At 38.3% G+C, this 18652-nt stretch carries 16 protein-coding genes; 1 reads left to right on the top strand and 15 read right to left on the bottom strand.

Annotation, left to right across the window (positions count from 1 at the left end; genetic code table 11):
• Positions 1 to 180: 180 nt before the first annotated feature.
• Positions 181 to 2667: an InlB B-repeat-containing protein gene (locus tag J2S11_RS15665; protein ID WP_307396104.1), complete on the bottom strand. Its 2487-nt coding sequence runs from the start codon at positions 2665 to 2667 to the stop codon at positions 181 to 183.
• Positions 2668 to 3245: 578 nt separating this feature from the next.
• Here J2S11_RS15665 and abc-f point away from each other — a divergent pair.
• A complete protein-coding gene (gene abc-f / locus J2S11_RS15660) occupies positions 3246 to 4964 on the top strand; it encodes a ribosomal protection-like ABC-F family protein (RefSeq protein ID WP_307396101.1) in 1719 nt (572 codons plus the stop codon).
• Between the two features lie 182 nt (positions 4965 to 5146).
• On the opposite strand, the gene J2S11_RS15655 is transcribed toward abc-f, so the two are convergent.
• The 14 genes from J2S11_RS15655 to J2S11_RS15590 form a co-directional block, all read right to left on the bottom strand.
• The gene (locus J2S11_RS15655; protein WP_307396099.1) at positions 5147 to 5941 is read right to left on the bottom strand and encodes a Fic family protein; all 795 of its coding nucleotides are present in this window, start codon (positions 5939 to 5941) and stop codon (positions 5147 to 5149) included.
• Between the two features lie 88 nt (positions 5942 to 6029).
• The gene (locus J2S11_RS15650) at positions 6030 to 7817 is read right to left on the bottom strand and encodes an S-layer homology domain-containing protein (RefSeq protein WP_307396097.1); all 1788 of its coding nucleotides are present in this window, start codon (positions 7815 to 7817) and stop codon (positions 6030 to 6032) included.
• 156 nt (positions 7818 to 7973) lie between these two features.
• Positions 7974 to 8912 carry an NAD-dependent epimerase/dehydratase family protein gene (locus J2S11_RS15645; RefSeq protein ID WP_307396095.1) on the bottom strand — a complete coding sequence of 313 codons (939 nt, stop codon included), beginning with the start codon at positions 8910 to 8912 and terminating at the stop codon, positions 7974 to 7976.
• A gap of 225 nt (positions 8913 to 9137) precedes the next feature.
• Positions 9138 to 9764: a TetR/AcrR family transcriptional regulator gene (locus J2S11_RS15640; protein ID WP_307396094.1), complete on the bottom strand. Its 627-nt coding sequence runs from the start codon at positions 9762 to 9764 to the stop codon at positions 9138 to 9140.
• Between the two features lie 36 nt (positions 9765 to 9800).
• Positions 9801 to 10139, bottom strand: a complete 339-nt coding sequence (locus J2S11_RS15635) for a type II toxin-antitoxin system PemK/MazF family toxin (RefSeq protein ID WP_307396092.1) — start codon at positions 10137 to 10139, stop codon at positions 9801 to 9803.
• On the bottom strand, positions 10129 to 10326 hold the full coding sequence (locus J2S11_RS15630; protein ID WP_307396090.1) for a DUF2281 domain-containing protein: 198 nt from the start codon (positions 10324 to 10326) through the stop codon (positions 10129 to 10131). The genes J2S11_RS15635 and J2S11_RS15630 overlap by 11 nt, the downstream gene beginning before the upstream one ends.
• 128 nt (positions 10327 to 10454) lie before the next feature.
• Positions 10455 to 10826: an NUDIX hydrolase gene (locus J2S11_RS15625; RefSeq protein ID WP_307396089.1), complete on the bottom strand. Its 372-nt coding sequence runs from the start codon at positions 10824 to 10826 to the stop codon at positions 10455 to 10457.
• A gap of 15 nt (positions 10827 to 10841) precedes the next feature.
• On the bottom strand, positions 10842 to 11612 hold the full coding sequence (locus J2S11_RS15620) for a DUF6155 family protein (RefSeq protein ID WP_307396087.1): 771 nt from the start codon (positions 11610 to 11612) through the stop codon (positions 10842 to 10844).
• Positions 11613 to 11651: 39 nt separating this feature from the next.
• On the bottom strand, positions 11652 to 12296 hold the full coding sequence (locus tag J2S11_RS15615; RefSeq protein ID WP_307396085.1) for a DUF7986 domain-containing protein: 645 nt from the start codon (positions 12294 to 12296) through the stop codon (positions 11652 to 11654).
• A gap of 142 nt (positions 12297 to 12438) precedes the next feature.
• Positions 12439 to 13056, bottom strand: a complete 618-nt coding sequence (gene fic / locus J2S11_RS15610; RefSeq protein WP_307396084.1) for a protein adenylyltransferase Fic — start codon at positions 13054 to 13056, stop codon at positions 12439 to 12441.
• Positions 13057 to 13209: 153 nt separating this feature from the next.
• Positions 13210 to 13413, bottom strand: coding sequence for a hypothetical protein (locus J2S11_RS15605; RefSeq protein ID WP_307396083.1), 204 nt, complete (start codon positions 13411 to 13413; stop codon positions 13210 to 13212).
• Between the two features lie 1568 nt (positions 13414 to 14981).
• Positions 14982 to 16364, bottom strand: coding sequence for a 23S rRNA (uracil(1939)-C(5))-methyltransferase RlmD (rlmD, locus tag J2S11_RS15600; RefSeq protein WP_307396082.1), 1383 nt, complete (start codon positions 16362 to 16364; stop codon positions 14982 to 14984).
• Between the two features lie 203 nt (positions 16365 to 16567).
• Positions 16568 to 17470, bottom strand: coding sequence for an ABC transporter permease (locus tag J2S11_RS15595; protein ID WP_307396081.1), 903 nt, complete (start codon positions 17468 to 17470; stop codon positions 16568 to 16570).
• Positions 17467 to 18381 carry an ABC transporter permease subunit gene (locus J2S11_RS15590; protein WP_307396079.1) on the bottom strand — a complete coding sequence of 305 codons (915 nt, stop codon included), beginning with the start codon at positions 18379 to 18381 and terminating at the stop codon, positions 17467 to 17469. Before J2S11_RS15590 ends, J2S11_RS15595 begins: the two co-directional genes overlap by 4 nt.
• Between the last annotated feature and the right edge of the window lie 271 nt (positions 18382 to 18652).

The raw sequence follows: 18652 nt of genomic DNA, 5'->3' as shown, positions 1-18652 counted from the left end.
AAACTAGGCTAGAGCAATATTTTTTTCATTATAGCACAAGACATGGCACATAAATGGCGCTATTTCCTTTATGTCCAGCAAATTGCTTTTAGCAGCTTTTCCTTCAAAACCAGAAACAGGCACATTCATACAAGTAACACTTGCATGTTATGCCTGTTCCTTTTAATAGATAAGTTCACCTTATTCTAATTCTAGTATCCTAGAAATAACAATTGCTGCTTCCATTCGTGTTAATGGTGCTTTTGGTCTAAAATAAGCGTTATCCTCACTCCATATTTCATACTTACGAATGGCTTCTACAGCTGCTTTAGCCCAATTTTGTATATCAGCATCGTCTTCAAATGAACTTGCACGACTATCCTCTAAGGTTAAATCAAGAGCTCTCATAATAATAACAGCCATTTCAGCACGAGTTACCTGATTATGAGGACGAAAGCTTCCATCCTCATATCCAAAAAATATACCTTTTTGCATAGCACTCGTAATAGCTAGCTTTGCCCATTCTCCAATAGATTGATAATCTGTAAACGTAAGCTCTCTTGTGCTTTTTTCCCATTGAAATGCATTGGCTAACATAACGGTAAACTCTGCCCGAGTAACTGGATGATTCGGTTTAAACGTTCCATCTGTGTAGCCTTTAAGGATTCCCTCACAAACCAGATCCTGAATAATAGCAGCCGTTCCATCAGTTAAGTCACTAAAAGCAGGAGACTCTGAGCCACATTTTTGATTAGATTCTCTAACAACCTCGATGGTGTATGTCTGTTGAGTACTGTTTTCAGATCTTATTACAATTTTGATCGTATTTTTTCCTGCCTTTAAATCTATAACTAGGCCTTCCTTAGGAATAGCTTTTCCATTGACAGTCATACTTGCTTTATGGTGAGCAAGTGATGGATTGATCATTATACTCTCTACATCATCGCCTACTTCAAGGGTGTAGTTAAAGATATTACTTGAAAAAATAGGCTTCAATACTCCAAGAGAAAAGGTTAATTTACTTAGTTCTGCATTACTTGATTGAATAGGCACTTGAGGATTGTCATAGTGATCATCATTCCCACCAGATGGAGGGCGAACCTCCCATTTCCCGTACAGCGTAAAGCCTATTGCTGGAACAGTGTCTGTGGCAATGTCCCATTCCTCTGTAAGCTGATCGTCCTTGTACCAACCTCTAAATAGATACCCCTGCTTCGTTGGAGAGGCTGGTGGAGAAATAAGAGTACCATAATCTGCGGTAATGGTTGTATACTCACTTCCATCTACTTCAAAGGTAATGGTATACTCGTTTACTTCCCACCCTGCATAGAGTATGATATCTCTGGCTGGAACTGTATCACTTGTAAAATCCCAAATATCTCCAAACTGGTCGTCCTTGTACCACCCTCTAAACGTATAGCCAGTCTTTGCTGGTGAATTTGGCTCAGATATTAGCGTGCCATACCCACCTGTACTCGTTTCATATTCTTCGTCATCCACATTGAAGCGAATCGTATACTCATTCACTACCCATTTGGCATAAAGTGTAATGTCCGTTGCTGGTACAGTATCTATTGCAAAATCCCATTGGTTTGTATACTGCGGATCCCTGTACCAGCCACCAAATGTATAGCCTACCTTCGTCGGTGAAGCTGGTGCGGATATAAGCGTACCATATTGACCATACATCCACGTATCTATCAGACCATCTACATTAAATCTAATCATATAATTATTTGCTTCCCACTTAGCATAGAGGGTCATGTTTGTTGATTGTACCGTGTCTGTGAAAAATATCCATTCATCTTGAAGCGCTTCTTCCTTAAACCACCCACGAAACGTATAACCATTTCTAGACGGTGGAATAGGTGCCGGTTGAATTCTTGAATTTATCTCTACTTCTCTATCGGGTACAGCCGTACCGCCATTAGATTCAAAGCTCACCGTTACGGTTCTTGCTCTAACCTCTAGGAAGATCGGATTAGAGACACTCACTAATTCACTATTATTCCTTAATAGATGAGCTGTTATTATATGAGTGTCCCTACCAAGTCCGGTTATTGAAAAAGAAGCATCTCCTCCTGATAAAGGAATGGGAGTAGCATTCTGCTTTGCATTCCCCACATAAAAATCTACGGCATTAATGGAAGAATCTCCTGTTCCATTAAATTTTGCCGTTACTAATGCTGCCTCCTCGTCAAAAATTGGGTTGGAATCTACTTCTAAATCGAACGATATCACAGGAATAAGCTCATCCCACGGGAAGGTAATAGGATTAATACCATCTAAAGTACGTTGCCCATGTAATGAAATGGTTCTTTGTTCCGTATCAACTGATGCACTTATGATATATCTATCACCATGGTACATCTTATAACCAAGTAGTTCATTAGCAGAATTATAGGCCGTAACAAAAAAATATTGATTGCTATTTACCTCTCCATAAATCCAATACGTATAGTCACCCCATTGAATGGTTGGACATTCAGGATAACAATCTATCCTAGCCCCATTCGGTTTAACGCTTGGAGCCATATCAACATGTACATCTATCACCAACGGATCACCATCTGGAATAGCACTAGCATGCCCCTCCTGAAGCAGAACTCCAAATACAGCTCCTGCAAGCACAAGCATACACACTAAAAATCCTACAACCCACCATTTTCTTTTAAACAAAGAATCCATAAATCACCTCATTACAATTAATAACTCTTTTATAAAGAAAAAGTATATAAAATTTGATTTAACAAAGATACTAACTAAAGTTACTTAGTTATGTTTTTCTACAGATCAGCCAAGTGGCTCATCGGATCAACTACTCTGCATCTGTTTTATAGAATTTTCTTAGAGAATGCTAAATCGCTGCTTCTAGTAATATTTAGTGACTCCTTGCTTACAAAATACAAAGATGCTACAATCTTAATAACAAAAACGGAGAGGGTGATGGGTGGACGATGGATAACTAATCTATGTTAACGTTTGAAATAGTAAATATTTCAGATTATAAACTTAGGATTAGTCTGCCATTTTCACCTCATTGCTCGATTACTAGTAGTCATTGTTTGTACAAAATCCGGGAACGAAGTAGCTTTTTTTCTGTACATTCCTATGGCTATTTTAGGCACATGTAAAATGCGACTAATCCTTCCAAATTCATTTGGGAGGATTTTTCTGTACGTATTGAGCTTTTAGAGCACTCTGTTTTGTAGCAGTCTTCTAGAAGTCACACGTCTAGCCTCCCTTTATGTCAGGAGGAAAAGGATATGCAGGAACTATTAAGAATAGAAAACATGCACTATGAAATAGAAGGAATATCAATCCTTGAAAATATACAGACAACGATTCAGCGTGGAGATATCATTGGGATTATCGGTAAAAATGGGGCAGGGAAATCCACACTACTGAAGCTACTCAATGAGGAGTTATCGCCTACCTCAGGGAAAATCAAAAAAGTCCAGCCACAGCTAAAAATGACGACAGTTGAGCAGGAAACAACGTCCTATTCATTTGAGGAAATGACGTCCCAAGAAGTAACACTACTGGAAAAGTGGAACGTTCCTACTCATGATTTCTCTAGCTTAAGTGGTGGAGAAAAATTAAAAGCACGGCTGGCGATCGGCATTGCTCAGGGATCTGACCTATTGTTACTAGATGAGCCAACGAACCACTTGGACGAACAAAGCACAGAATTTCTCATCCAGCTATTAAAAAACTATAAAGGAACAGTTATTCTTGTTTCTCATGATCGATACTTCCTTGATGAGGTGGTCACCAAAATATGGTCCATTGAAAATAAAAAGGTGGTTACCTATAAAGGCAATTATTCAAACTACATGGAATTTCGCCAACAAAAAAGGAAGGCACAGCAACACGACTATGAACAGCAGCAAAAACGGATTAGTCAAGTAGAAGGTCAAATCAGCGAGCTGAAGTCATGGTCAAAAAAAGGCCATGCTCAATCCACAAAGCAAGAGGGAATTAAAGAGTATCATCGGAAGAAAGCCAAACGTTTGGATTCTCAGGTTAAGTCTAAGCAAAAACGGCTAGAAAAAGAGCTTGAGAGCTTAGAAGCCAAAGCTCTGGAGCCTGAATACACTGTACAATTTACAATGCAAACGAACAACAAAGTGGGAAGACGTTTTTTAGAGGTGAAAAATTTAACTAAATCCTTTGGTTCAACCCTCCTCTTTAAAGAAGCTCACTTTACCATCCAGCATGGAGAAAAAGTAGCCCTTGTCGGTCCAAATGGTAGTGGTAAAACAACATTATTAAAAATTATCCTTGGAGGAGAATCAGCTACTGGAGAGGTTTGGGTTTCACCGTCAGCTAATATTGGCTATCTAAAGCAGGATGTCTTTGATTTGCCTCTTGAGCAGACACCTGAGGAGTTTTTTTATACAGAGAACTTCAGGCAAAGAGGGCATGTGCAGAATGCGATGAAGCATTTAGGGTTTACTTCAGCACAATGGACAGAGCAAATGAAATACATGAGTATGGGCGAGCGTGTAAAGTGCAAGCTAATGAAGTTTATTTTAGAGGAGAAAGATGTGCTAATCCTTGATGAACCTACCAATCATCTTGATTTGCCTTCAAGGGAACAGTTGGAGGAAACGTTGGCTCATTATAAAGGGACATTATTGGTTGTATCTCATGATCGTTATTTTGTTGAAAAAACCACTGATACAAAGCTGCTCCTCTTCAATCAAATAATTCGTAAACAATTGAATCAGGAAGCTTCGAAGATTGGATTTATGAAGTATAACAAGGAAAAGAATAGGGGCAAAAGCAAAGCCCTTAACAATGACCATAATAAGAATAATATTGATGCGAACATTGCAGATAAGGGAGAGAGAAGATTACAGCTTGAAACCCAAAGGCAAGAGGTATTAGGAAAGCTTAGCTTTATGTCCCCTGGCAGTCCTGAATATAAGGAGCTTGACCTTAAATTTAGAGAGCTAACAGAGCAGATAAAAAAGCTTTAAGTAGGAAGTAGAATAAGCTACATTTTCTTTTATCGAGATATTATCTTCAACCTTGCTGGAAGTGAATCTGTAAAAAATCCCTAGTCTCAACACTACACATAAAGTGGAAGGAGACTAGGGATTTCCTATTAAGCTGGATATTTTGTCTTTATTTTTCCATAGATGTATTCTATAAAGAGAGGTTATTGCTCCAAAAAATCGGACAAGCCCTTTCGTTCATGATTGGCGCTGTCAGCTAGCTTCATTGCTTTTTCCCAAGTTTTTTCTGTTTCATATTTGAGAAATTCATAAAGAGGCTTTAAATCCTCTGCTTCATCATACTTCTGTAAGCATTCGTAGTACAATCGTTTATCTTCGTCATAAATGATAAGTGGTGGATGGTTCTTAATCATGAGATAGTAGTTCATAACAGTTCTACCAACACGACCGTTACCATCTGCAAAGGGATGGATATACTCAAACTTTGCGTGAAGATAAGCCGCTACTTTCAAAGGATCCTTGCCCTTGTAATGATTTACTTCAGTAATCAACTCAGCCAAATCAGCTTCTACATGCTCAACAGGAGAGCCGACCTCATGTAGTCCAGTTACATAATCATGCTTCTTAAATTCTCCGGGTCTCTCCTTATTCGTGATGTATCTTCTCTCATCGTAGGTGCCATTAGTGAGAACTTTATGGATTTCTTTAATGAGCTCTATGCTTAACGGGACTTGATGAATAATACTTTCCTTTAGCAACTCGTAACAAAGTTTCTGATTATGTTGTTCAAATAGAGCACGTGGGTTTCCCGTATAGTTAGATACTTGTCCATTTTCAAAAATCTCTCTTGTATCGTGGTAGGTAATTTCCTCGTTCTCAATTCTGCCTGAATGATAGGCAAATAGGATACGGAAGCTGTCTAGGTATTTGTCCAAACTGGCAATAGAATTGATACCATATGATTGCCATAATGTAACGGCCTGCTTATACTTATCCACAAGCTTCCCTCCTTACAAATGCTATCTCATTATTATACCTCACTTTTCCTATACTTAGGCAAAAGTGATCATCTCATACTTTTTAAGTTTAATCCAAGAAAGTTTTGTACCATTCACTGATTGAAAGAACATCAACCTCCTGCCTGTATGAATACAGATAGTCTAGGAATGCTTGAAAGTCTTTAGTTCGGTAGATAATAGAACTGGTACCTGTATCCTCAATGCGATGAAGGAGGAAGATAACAGTGGTTCCGTGTTCTGCAGCTGTACGAATGGCCTCTTGATAAACGGCTGGCTCAATATCGTTGACTAAATCAATCGTTTTTAAGCGATACGGATTAATTGGCGTGCCAACCTCGAAATCAGGCATGACAGTCCGGGCAAATTGGCTGTATTTGCTGGCAATACTCATCACTCTTTCGTTAAAATCACCATATGGATAAGCCAGAAAATCTGCTGCTCTTGTCATTTGATTACCAATTAGAAAGGCTTTTGCTGAACTGATTTCAGCTTCTATCTGTTGATCAGTCAGCGTGGTTAGACGAGGATGACTAGCCGTGTGATTAAATATGTCCCATCCACCCGCATACATCTCCTTCAATTGATCAACACTCGCATAATTGCTATTACCGACTAAATTACTAATGATACCCATATTTCCGACAATTCCTTTTTCCTTCATCAACGGATAAGCCTTCGTATATACGGACTCCCATCCATCATCAAACTGAATAATGACCTTTCCATTCCCTTCATAATCACGATAAAGGGCATCAAACAAAACGGTTACGGGAAGCTCCCCTCTTTGTGTAACCGAAACCTGAAGTGTAGTCATAACATTTTTAAACGATTCACTGCTTCCTACAAGTGAAAATTTCTCCATAGGAATAACAATTTCATTCCAGCCTTCGACCAGCTGCCATCTTGTATGGGCATACCCAAGATAGGAGCTCATTCTCGGATCAGACGACAGTCTAACTTCGAACTTTGATAGTTTCTCAATATCCTCTACATATAGGCGAAGCATGAGGTTACTAGCTTGACTTAGATCAAGAGAGAGATCTTGAAGCCTAGCCCCTGTTGTGGTGTTTTCAGTGGTAGTAGTAAGAGAAACCGATGACTCACCTTCTAGTACGCGATTCGGATCGGTCGTTTGTGAAACCGCTCCATACCAACCAACAGCTAACGAAAAATCTGTAATGGTAGCATAAGTTGAGCCATTAGACACAGAATTTGAAGAATCATTTGCGAGTGCTCCATGCACAGCTCGGTACAAGATAGCGGCAGCTTCCGCTCGAGTCAGCGTTGACTTAGGGCGAAACGTGCCATTCTCATATCCGTTTAAAAGCCCTTTATTAACGGCCATCGCCACTTCAGCTCTCACGTTCGGTGAAATATCCGCAGCATCACGAAATCCCTTTAATAAAACTTCAGTCTGCAATTCCTCTGAGTGACCAAGTGCACGAACAAGCGCAGCTGCCACATCTTCTCTTGTCGCCATCCCTACTGGATCAAAATTTGTAGCACCTGACTCAAGGGAATAGCCAGGAAAATAATCTTTTACTGATTCAATAGCTGTATATGACCAGCGTTCAACTGGCACATCGGTAAACTTTGGAGCAGAACCCGTTTGAGTTAAGTTAAATGCTTTTGAAAGTAAAGAAGCAAATTCCTCGCGAGTTACAGGATTATTCGGCTTGAATGAGTGATCCTCATAACCGCTCACCACTCCTAATTGTGCCATCGCATTAATTTCATCGGCGGCCCAAAACGTACTTTTCACATCATGAAATGTTGTTTTCGCCTCTGCCTGTCCAGAAAAAGGAATAGAGAAGAACAATATAAGGGTAAAGGCACAAACTAGATACTTTCGCACTACACAAGCTCCCTTCAACTATTAAAATATATAAATATTACCAGATTAGTATAGCATAAGAGGGCTATTCATAGTAGATTCTCTTATATAGAATCTATTACATACAATGGTATTAAATTATATTTCATATAACTAGGTCATTAATATTCAAAAGTATCAGCGTTGGTGATGCTTGAACCATTCCATTGTCTCTTTAATAGCAACCTCGTGTGGGGTCACATCTCTACCAAACACTTTTTCATATTTACTAGTATCCACAAGAAAAGGTTCTTCAAATAGGTATAACATTTCTTTAATTTCTCTCATATTTGCATTAAACAATGACAATACGGATACGAATAATTTTGGGGCAATCCGGAATTTTGGCTCATGTTCTACTAGTCGATAAATGTTATTTATCATTTGCCTTGTTGTTAACACATCTGAAAAAGGAATATGCCATATTTGACCTAGCGCCTCCTTATGCTCTCCTAGCCTCACTAGGCCTTTAGCAAAATCTCGAATGTAAATATAGGCGTGGGGAGTGTCTATATCTCCTAGAACCTCCGCCGGTTTATCACTCAAAGCAGCTCCAAAAACCCTTTCACCTAAAGCAGAATCTAGTACACGCGGACCATAAAAATCTGGAGCACGACCAATAGTAGCCCTAATTAACCCTTTATGATGGGCATCTAGGAGTTGGTCCGCCATTTTTGCCCGTGTTATTCCTTTCCGACCTGTTGTTGCGTTTGGCATTTCTTCTGCTAGGCTATCCTTGGAATAACCATACATGTAAAGATTATCTGCGTATACAACTTTGGCTCCCTCTTGTGTAGCAGCTTTAATTATTCCATCCATAATAGGCGGGAACTTCTCTGGCCATTCAGTGTATGGTGCTTTTGTACAGTTATAGATTATCGTTGCTCCATGACAGGCTTGAGAAAAGCTTCCTTCGTCTGTTGCATCACCTTTGACAACCTTTATATGATTGGGAGCATCAGCCGTTCCGCTTCGGTTAACCATACGTACATGTTTACCTTGCGCATCTAATTGTTCCATGACAGCCATTCCTAGAGGACCTGTTCCAATGACCACATGCAATTCCTCACTTTTCATCAAAGCCAACTCCTTATTCAAAAGATTGTATATACTGCAGATTATACTCCTTAAATTAACTTAAGTAAATATATTTACTTAAGTTAATTTTATTCTCTAGATTTCTTGAAAAGCAAACAAAAAAACAGACAGTAGCTAGACTGCCTGTTATAGAAACATAGATCTTCACATTTATTCATTTTCACGCTTTAAATCGATATACATTATAGCACACTACATAAATAGCTAACTCTCTAAAAGCTGGAGATGAATATCGTAAAACATAGCTATTTCTTCTGATTCAAACTGCTGCGCCGTTAAAAAAGCCCCATAAAAAATAGTAAATAAGGCCTTTACAGCATGATCGATTGGAACTTCTGCTTTTAGCGCTCCAGATTGATTAGCCTCAGTCATGCTTAGGTAAAATATATCATATAAGCTTGGTGCTCTACGGCTAAGGTTTACATGATCCGGAAACAGCAGCTGTATTTCTGCCTCACTCAGCTCAGGCATAGTAGGGTGCATTTTCATTTGAGCTAAGAAAGATATGAGGCTAGTCATAACTCCTGGGCTTTTTTCAGCTTGCTCTGCCACCTTATGCAGGATATGTCTTATCGCCTTAAATCCCTGCATTTGCTGCTGTTCAATCTCAATCTTTCTTTCCGTTAACCAAATCCTCATAAAGTAAATCAGTACATCATCCTTTTGTGGAAAAAACTTAAAGAAAGTGACGCGTGATACCTCAGCTTTTTTACATATATCTTCAAGCATTACTTCATGTAGCATCTTATCTCCCATCAAAGATAAAGTAGCTTCATACAATGCTATTTTGGACCTAGCTTTTTTTATTTCCCGTAAGGATACATCCGTCATTGTCTCTAACGCCACCTTATCTTGGTGTGAAGGTACCTAACAAATTAACCTCTTTATTTGTTCCGTTACTTTTTCTAAAACTTCAGATTTTAAATGACCAAACTTTTTAAGGATAATCTGATTTGAAAAAGTGTATATCTTATCTGACCTAATCATTGAATTCACCTTCAATTGCCCCTCAATCAAATCCTTATTTGAAATCAAAACTGAATATTTCTTTTTGGTTAGATTTGAAGTAATGGCTGCTACAACAATATCTTGATTAGATTCATTATAATTAGAGTTAAAAAGTACTAAGACAGGACGTTGCTTAGTACTTGAAAGATCAGTATTAGGAAATGGTATAAGCAAAATATCTCCTTGTTTATACATCATTCCATGCCTTATCATCCTCTGGATTATCCCAGAAGTCCATACTCGTTATACTGGCGTGTTCAAGATTTTTTAAAGATTCACGTTCCCTTTTCATATTCAAATAACCAATAAAATCGAGAACCTCGATAGCCTCTTGTTCGGAAATGTAGTCTATCATTCTTTTTAATTTTTCACGATCTACACTCACGTCCGTCACACCTTTCCATTTAATACATTTATTATACCATATCACATTGCAAACAAATCATCTTGTCTATGGAAATAGGATGGATAGAACAGTGCTTTACTGCAGTTTTTCAGTTTTGTCCCTATAACTCAATGAAGATTATATGGACTACTTGAAAAAGACTGTACTTTGAGAGCTATTTCTCTAGGTCTAACATCCAGAGTTGATAGTTTATTAATGTATGTCCACATTGGTACATATGTACCTCTTTCTCTGCCAGGATCTGAGTACTCTTCACCTTGTCCTGTACCGAACTCCCCTTCAACAATTTCAGCTAGAAAATAATATTGGGTACCATTAAAATCTATTATGGCTAAGCAATTATAAATGTTAACTTTAACACCAAGCTCTTCAAATGCTTCTCTTTTCGCAGCCTCCGCCGGTGTTTCACCCTCTTCAATACCTCCACCGGGAAAAACGTAATAAACTTGATCAGCCCTGATTCTTTTAATTAGTGCCATATAAATGAATGCTTATTATTCTATAACTCTGGCTACCTGATGCCCGCAGTTGGAGCAACTTCCTTGAAGAATAATGCCGTACGTATCCAATTGTATCGAGAAATCTCTGATGGTTGTTGTGCCCAAGCATCTTCCACACCAGACATTACTGATGTATTTTTGACGTGCGTCCTCTGGTACTTTGAGCCACTTGCTCATTGCTGCATAGGAAATGACACTCGAGGCATGGTCAAGATCGTCTTCTTCCTCATCGTGATCTACCCATTTGAGATCAGAATATGACCCTTCTAACGAGTCATGAATTCCCCAGCATTCACAACCAGGTGTATGAACAATAGCCTTCAGGCGGTCTTTATACTTCTCATATAGATCAGGCTTTTTCTCTTTATTCAGTATCTGAACTACTTCTTCATAAGTTTCAGTGAAACAATCTCCCATATCTTCGAAAATATCAGCCTGCTCATGGATATACTGGACGGCCACTTCACAGAAGTAAACCCTTAATTCAAAAGGCCAAATCGTACCCTTCCCAATCGTTTTTATTTCAGAGAGAACTTGTTCAATCTTCGATACCCTTAGCTTGGGGAATCCACGAGTTGGATAAAACTCCTTGTAAATTCGCTCTTTAGATGCATCAACAATTTCGAGTAAGACCGGTTCTCCTTCTAGTTTGACAGAAACATATGCCTGAGTATCTTTATTGGCTTTGACTGCCTCATACAACAGTTCAATAAGCTCATCTTTCGAGCATTCACTTAGCTTGCGTTTGATTTTAATAGGAGTCAACAATACAATCATCCTCTCATATCGCTATGAAAACGGGCTCTATTTGACTTTTTCAAACAATATCGGTAGACCATCTGAACGATTTAATTGAAAGAACACAATGAATCTGTCATTCGAGGTATCACCGGTTTTCATTTTCTTAAGCATTTTTCGGCTCCTGTTCAAAATATAGTCTCTATGATTTTCAGAAAATATGAAACCTAATCCAGATGTAATACTAAACTCTTTCAAATGGTGTAATCGGGTATAGATCAAGGTACTCTGCTTTGTGCTATTACTCAAACTGAGATCGATAAGCTTAATAGGTTGGTTCTTATTGCTAAAAATATCATTCAGTATGATCATCCCTTCCTTCTTATCGATATCTATGACCTCATATAAGGATGCCTCTGATTGTAGCATTGCCGTTAGCAATTCATTTTCCAACTGATTTATTGAGGAATAGTTATCTGCGAAAAGTGATAAAGTACTCTTCCCATCACGGATTTTTCCATAAATATTAAAGTCATAGAGTGCATCTTTATCCGCATCTGATTCAATAACAACCCGATTTTGTTTGTCTAGTATACCAAGCAGCTCAGCAGCTTGTTTGAATTCATTTTCATGAACGTAATCATTCAATATTTTTGTATGCAACCCTACTTGTACTTGCCTATACTGTCTGTAAAGCTCGATTCTAGCCATAAATATCCCCCCTTAATCAATCCTCCCGATATGTGGGTAAACCCATTTTAGCGCTGATACCATGTCTTGCTTGGATGCTGGCAAACCGTTATTCTATTGTTATGATGAAGAATGAGTGTGAACCCACTTAAAACCGCCCAATTTACTGCTCATTTCCAAGATTTTCCGTCTTATATACGTAATAACCCTCATAATGATAGCTTGCGTCGATACCTTTCATATAAACTTCACGGTCATTGATCTTATCTGTAAGAGCTGCTTTAAGAAGAACCTTGATTTCGACGTCCTTAATGGGACTTCTTTCCATTGCAAGAATGTAATCTTCTTTATCAACCTTGCTCCAATCAACAACTTGCCTCACTTCCCTTTTTAATATGGTGTCAAGCCATATTCTTGCACTTCTTCCGTTGCCTTCTCTGAAGGGATGAGCCACATTCATCTCAACATATTTTTCTATGATTTCATCAAACGTTGATTGCGGCATTTTTGCGATATTTTCAAGTGCAACCTCAAGATACATAACGGGGATAAAACGAAAACCGCCCTTTGCAATATTTACATCACGTATTTTTCCAGCGAAGTCATAAATTTCTCCGAACAGACACTTGTGAATTTCGGATAATGCCTTAAATGTTCCGACCTCTAATGTATCTAACAAACCCAATTCAAACATTTCAAGAGCTTTTTTCTTGCTGATTTTTTCCTCAACACGAGCAAGCTCCGAAGAATCGGTAATCCCTAACTTGTTTTCTAAAGCCATAACTTAATCCTCCCGTCAAACAAACCTTTTTGTTGCGTGCTTTCTTCTGTTTTTGCAAGTGCTCCAGCTTACGCTGATGAAGGGTGATGAGGTGGCCGAGACTCAAAAAACTTACCTAGGCGATTCGCTACTCTTTCAATATTCAAGTGATAGTCACCCAAGCCAACTTAAATCAGTGAAATGAGTGTTTTCACCTTCGGAATCAGAAACGGGAACAATGTGTCCGTCAGAATATTCTCTTACGATCTGACCTTCATCCGTCTTATATACAATGTAAGTGTTGTTCGCTTTTGCATCCAATCTTGCACGATCGCCTGTAAACTTAATTAGTTTCTGTAATTCCTTGATTTGTTCCACAAGCCACACCGTCCTAAATCAGTTTAAGTCGATTATAACACAAACTAATGAAGGCAAACTCAGCTCATGAGAGAGCGAGAAGCCATAGTTCTTTTTCTTTCATCAGGTATCAACGTTTAAGCCTCCGGCAGTCTGGCTGACTTGACCTTGTCTGCACTTCATTGACAGTGGTCTTACTCTTCCAAGTAATGATAAAGTACTCTTTACAGTCGATCGAATTGAAGTGAAGGAAGATCGAACACCGATCATCCGTTATCGCTTCTCCGCTCCAAACAACTGAATAGAAGCAGGTGATCCCTTATCGGGAGCCTACTTCTTCTTTTAAAACGATCTGCGATACACACTCCACATGACTTGAGAGGATAGCATTGATGTCATTGGCTGTTTTTTGGACCTTACGTTCGCGGGTACATATCAATAGTTTTTTGGCTGATTTTTCGGAAATCGAGGTATTAAGGAACATATCAACTGTTTTCGAATCACCCTACAACATGCTTTTTATCCATAACCTTAATTCGTTGAAGTGCTTCATTTACTTGTCCTAAAATCCCTTTAACTTCATCTGTAACATTGCATCAAAAGAGGCCGTTTACTATAGAAATAAATTCCATATTAATTCTTCTATAATCATATCCTGTTTGAATTATGTTCACGAGCCAATATGCAACTTGGATAGGACGATACTTTTCAATAGAATCATAATTTGAATAAATTTTGTCACCTATCATATCATTTAACAATGCCCAAAACAGGGATGCTCAGACTTAATCATCTTTGTATAGTACTTTTGATACCCGTTTATAAACCGATACATTTTTTCTGTTTCGCTTTTCCTAGGAAGCATATAAACCAACATGCTCATATCTAAAATTATTTCTGTAGCAAATATCTCTGCCTGCATTTTATCTTTAAAGATGTTCTTGTAGCTACCATGCGCTACTTTATTCCTAATAATATTGTTGAAGTAAAACATAAAATATTCTACGGCTTCCGGATAAATATCGCTATTTGTTCCTGTAAGTATTTAATCTTTGCTCGCAAAACTGCCCCAGCATATACTTCTAACTTTGTAAATCGTCTAAAGGTTGTTGTATCCCTTTAGAAGTCCGCAAACATACCTTCTATTTGAATCGGTGCAATAAACTAGAGCTTGAATGATATCTGTTGTAAACTGGTTCATAGGGAAGACCTCTTTTCTGTGAATTTGTTGTGGTGACTTAATTCTACTAGAAAAGGTCTTCCTTTTTCTATCTATTCATTTACACAAGATATTTTACGCTACCATTTTCCTATTCTTAACATCGTTATAGAATACTTAGGAAATCAAATAAATAGAACGAATAATCTGTCTTTATTTATCTTGAAAGTTCTCTAATAAAAAACATACTAACATTAGGTTTCAATGTTAGTATGTTTTTTAATTCATTATTCTCTTGTGTTCCTATACTCTAGATCGGTAACTACTGAAACATTGATATGATTTCTTAACTCCTTATTTCTGAGTTTATCACCTTTCGATACAAACACAACATGCTTATAAAAGTGCTTGAAATGAAGAATTTCTAGACTTATTGTCTTTGTAGCAACACTACACACTCCACATGACTAGTATGCGGAAACATATCAACAGGCTGAACCTCAACAGTCTTGAAGCCACCGTCCTCTAGAAACTTTAAATCACGGGCTAGGGTAGACGGGTTGCAGGATACATAAACCACACGCTCCGGCTTCATCTGGATAATCGTTTCAAGAAGTGCTTCATCACAGCCCTTACGGGGAGGATCTACCACAATCACATCGGCTGTAATCCCTTGTGCCTTCCACCAAGGAATCACCTTCTCCGCTTCACCAACAGCAAATTCTGCGTTCTCGATATGATTAAGTCGAGCATTGCGTTTCGCATCAGCAATCGCTTCAGGAACGACTTCCACACCAAGCACTTTCTTTGCTTTCTGAGCTAAAAAAAGTGAGATGGTTCCTATTCCACAATACGCATCAATCACCGTTTCATGCCCTTGGAGCTGAGCATACTCTAGCGCTTTATCATACAATACCTTTGTCTGCTGTGGATTCACTTGGTAAAAGGAGCGTGCAGATATGGCAAAGCGAATATCTCCGATTTGATCATAGATATACTCCTCACCCCAAAGAACCTTCGTTTGCTCGCCAAATATAACGTTCGTTTTAGCTTTGTTTACATTTCGTATGATGCTTTTTAGGTTAGGGAAGCTCTCTCTCAACTTTTCAATAAACATTTCCTTATGGGGAATTGTCTCTTCCTTAGTAATAAGAACAATCATTAGCTCTTGCGTATAAAAACCGTACTTAACGACAACATGCCTTAATAAGCCACTATGCTTCTGCTCGTCATACGCTCTAATTCCTAACTCCTGCGCAATATCCTTTGTTTTTTGAATGACCTCATCGTTGGCTTCATGCTGAATCAAGCATTCTTGCATATCAATAATGTCATGAGTTCCCTGACGATAGAAGCCACCAATTAACCCACCTTCATTTTCACCGATAGGTACCTGTGCCTTATTCCGATATCGCCAAGGCTCAGACATTCCTAAAGTAGGATGTACCTTTACCTGTTCTAGATCTATGCCACCTATTTTAGTTAACTGGCTACGTACCTGTTGCTCCTTCTGACGAAGCTGCTCCTCATAGCCTAAATGCTGAAGCTGACAGCCCCCACACTGAGCATAAATAGGACAAGGAGGCTCTACTCTATGGGGACTATGTTCTATGATTTCTAGTAACCGGGCAAAGCCAAACCGCTTCTTTGTTTTTGTTACCTTTGCTTTTACTTTTTCTCCAGGCAAAGCATCTTTAATAAAAAGGGTGTAGCCATCTACTTTGCCCACACCCAGTCCTTCATGACTTAAATCGTCTATATACACGTCTACATATTCATTTTTTTCTAGTATTCTAATTTGTTCTTCTGCCATTTCATTCTCACTACTTTCAAGCTTCATGTTCGCTAATTACATATTCAACTAGCTCTGAACGCATTGTATCATATCTGGCAAACATATAGCTAATGCCTTGAGATTTTACATAAGTAAGAGCATAAAAAGAAGAGAGGTGCCTGAGAGCTATGACCTCAGAATATTCATTCATAGCTTCTACGCTTATCCCCTTTTACTAATCACTAATTTGCATTTATCCTCTTATTGTAATGCTTCTTTAAACCCTCTCCTAAAATATTGAACGTAAGAATGACAAACATAATCGCATAGACAGGGTAAAAGATGAAGGAGAAATTGTTTCTTAGAATATCCCCCCTATGCTGAGCTAACAGGTTTGTCCAGTTATTCCCCGTATCTGTTAACAACATGGCTCCACCGAACTGCTGAACCCATTCCTGAGTGAGGAATATGCTAAGGATACCTAGTTGCCCCAACAAAAGCATGGTTTTACTCAAATCAATACAAAAGTTAACTACAATTTCTGGATACAAATGTGGTAGATAGTAGCGCTTGATAAGGCCAAATTGATTATTTCCTAATGCTGTCCCAGCTTCTACAAATGGTTCGTTCGATAGCTTCCCCGCTTGCTGCTGTACGATATAGGCTACCCTGCCAACCTCAATACTAGCTAGGATGAAGATGACCCAAGCTAGGCGATCGTCTCTAAGTAATAAAAAGGGTAGATTCATTAGCAAAACAGCCGCAAATATAGTTGGTAAGCTGGAAAACACCTGATTCCAACCTGATAGAAGTAAGTGGAATGGTCCTCTGCGTTTATAGGCTAACAATCCCAACGGTACAGCAATCGCGTAGCGAACCAAGACAATAGCAAACACAATCGAGATCGTATCCTTTGCCCCTACAACAATTTTACTTAATTGATCTACACCTTGTCTGTCAGACCCTAATAGATTTTTCCATGAGCGCTCATAAGGTGGAAGCGTAATGTTTCGCTCCTCATCAATACGATACTTATCCTGCTGTAATTTTCCATCTATAAATGGAAGGTATGGTCCCAAGATAGCTATAAACAACAGGAATGCAAACATATACAACCCAATTTTTAACGTCCAATTTATCTTCATATTGTCTTCTCCCTTTTATCCCTTGTAACAATTTGACTAATAACCTGAACGATAAACATAATCAAAATGAAGCAGAAGGCAATACCAATGATTAATTCTGGTTCATATGCATTTCCAGTACCGTAATTGACACTGTAGTTAATCGCCATAAATAGTCGCTGAGCCACACCCTGATAATCCATAAAGAACTCGACTAATAGCAGGTTTGAGATAATAAGCAGCATTAATGAAGGTAAATGCGTTAAAATTGTACTTATGCTATTCATAAACATATGCTTGTATAGAATTACTTGATCTGTTAAGCCCTTCGCTTTTGCTACTTGTATGTACAGCTTTCCGTCCTGAGATGCCAAGGAAGCTGAAGTAATCCTAGCAATATACATCGTTGGATAAATAGCAACGAAGAGAGTCGGTAGTACAAAAGCATCCCAGCCCTCTCGAGTAAAGAATGGAATAGATGGATAGTGGAAAACGATAAACCACAGAGCAAGCAGAATAAACAGGAAATCAGGTATGGATAGGAATAGCCAGGTCGTTCCGTTTCCAAGAAAATCCTTTTTCTTCTTAGACATCCTGTAATCAAATAATCCTTTCAATATTCCGAGAATTGTACTTAGCAAAAGTGCCGCAACTATAACCTCTAAGCTTCGGGGCAAATAAATAAGCAGCTCCTCTTCTACCGTTCGATCATATCTCGTAGTACCTAAGCTTTTATTCTCTACGATTCCATTAAAAAAACCAACAATATTACTTTTGTACAATTCTACATTTAAAGTAGCATCATATGTGTGTCTCATATACTGATCCACTGTAATGTTTAAATGCCTGGGATAAAGAACTACAATAATAATTAAGGCCAATGCAAATAAATTCACCAAAAATATTCTGGTCAATTGCCATTTAAGTTTCATTTGTACCCCCTTTTAATCTCTTTTAGAAGAGCCTTCTGTTAGCTATTTTTATCAGCCCTTCACTCTTTTTAATAATGCTTCACTTCTAGATACTTATTATTATCTCTCTTTTTAAAATTATCTATCTTTTTACAATACTCCCCTTTTTCACTAGTTATCTTTTATTCATTCTAATATATTGCTATCTTTAGGAGCAACCTTTTTTGAATATTTTACCTTTTATAAAAAAATGTAAATACAACAAGTCTCCTCTAAAGTAAGAAAAGCTTCT

Origin of the sequence: Bacillus horti (assembly GCF_030813115.1) — a bacterium.
Taxonomy (GTDB): Bacteria; Bacillota; Bacilli; order Caldalkalibacillales; family JCM-10596; genus Bacillus_CH; species Bacillus_CH horti.
This window is presented reverse-complemented; position numbering and strand designations above follow the sequence as displayed.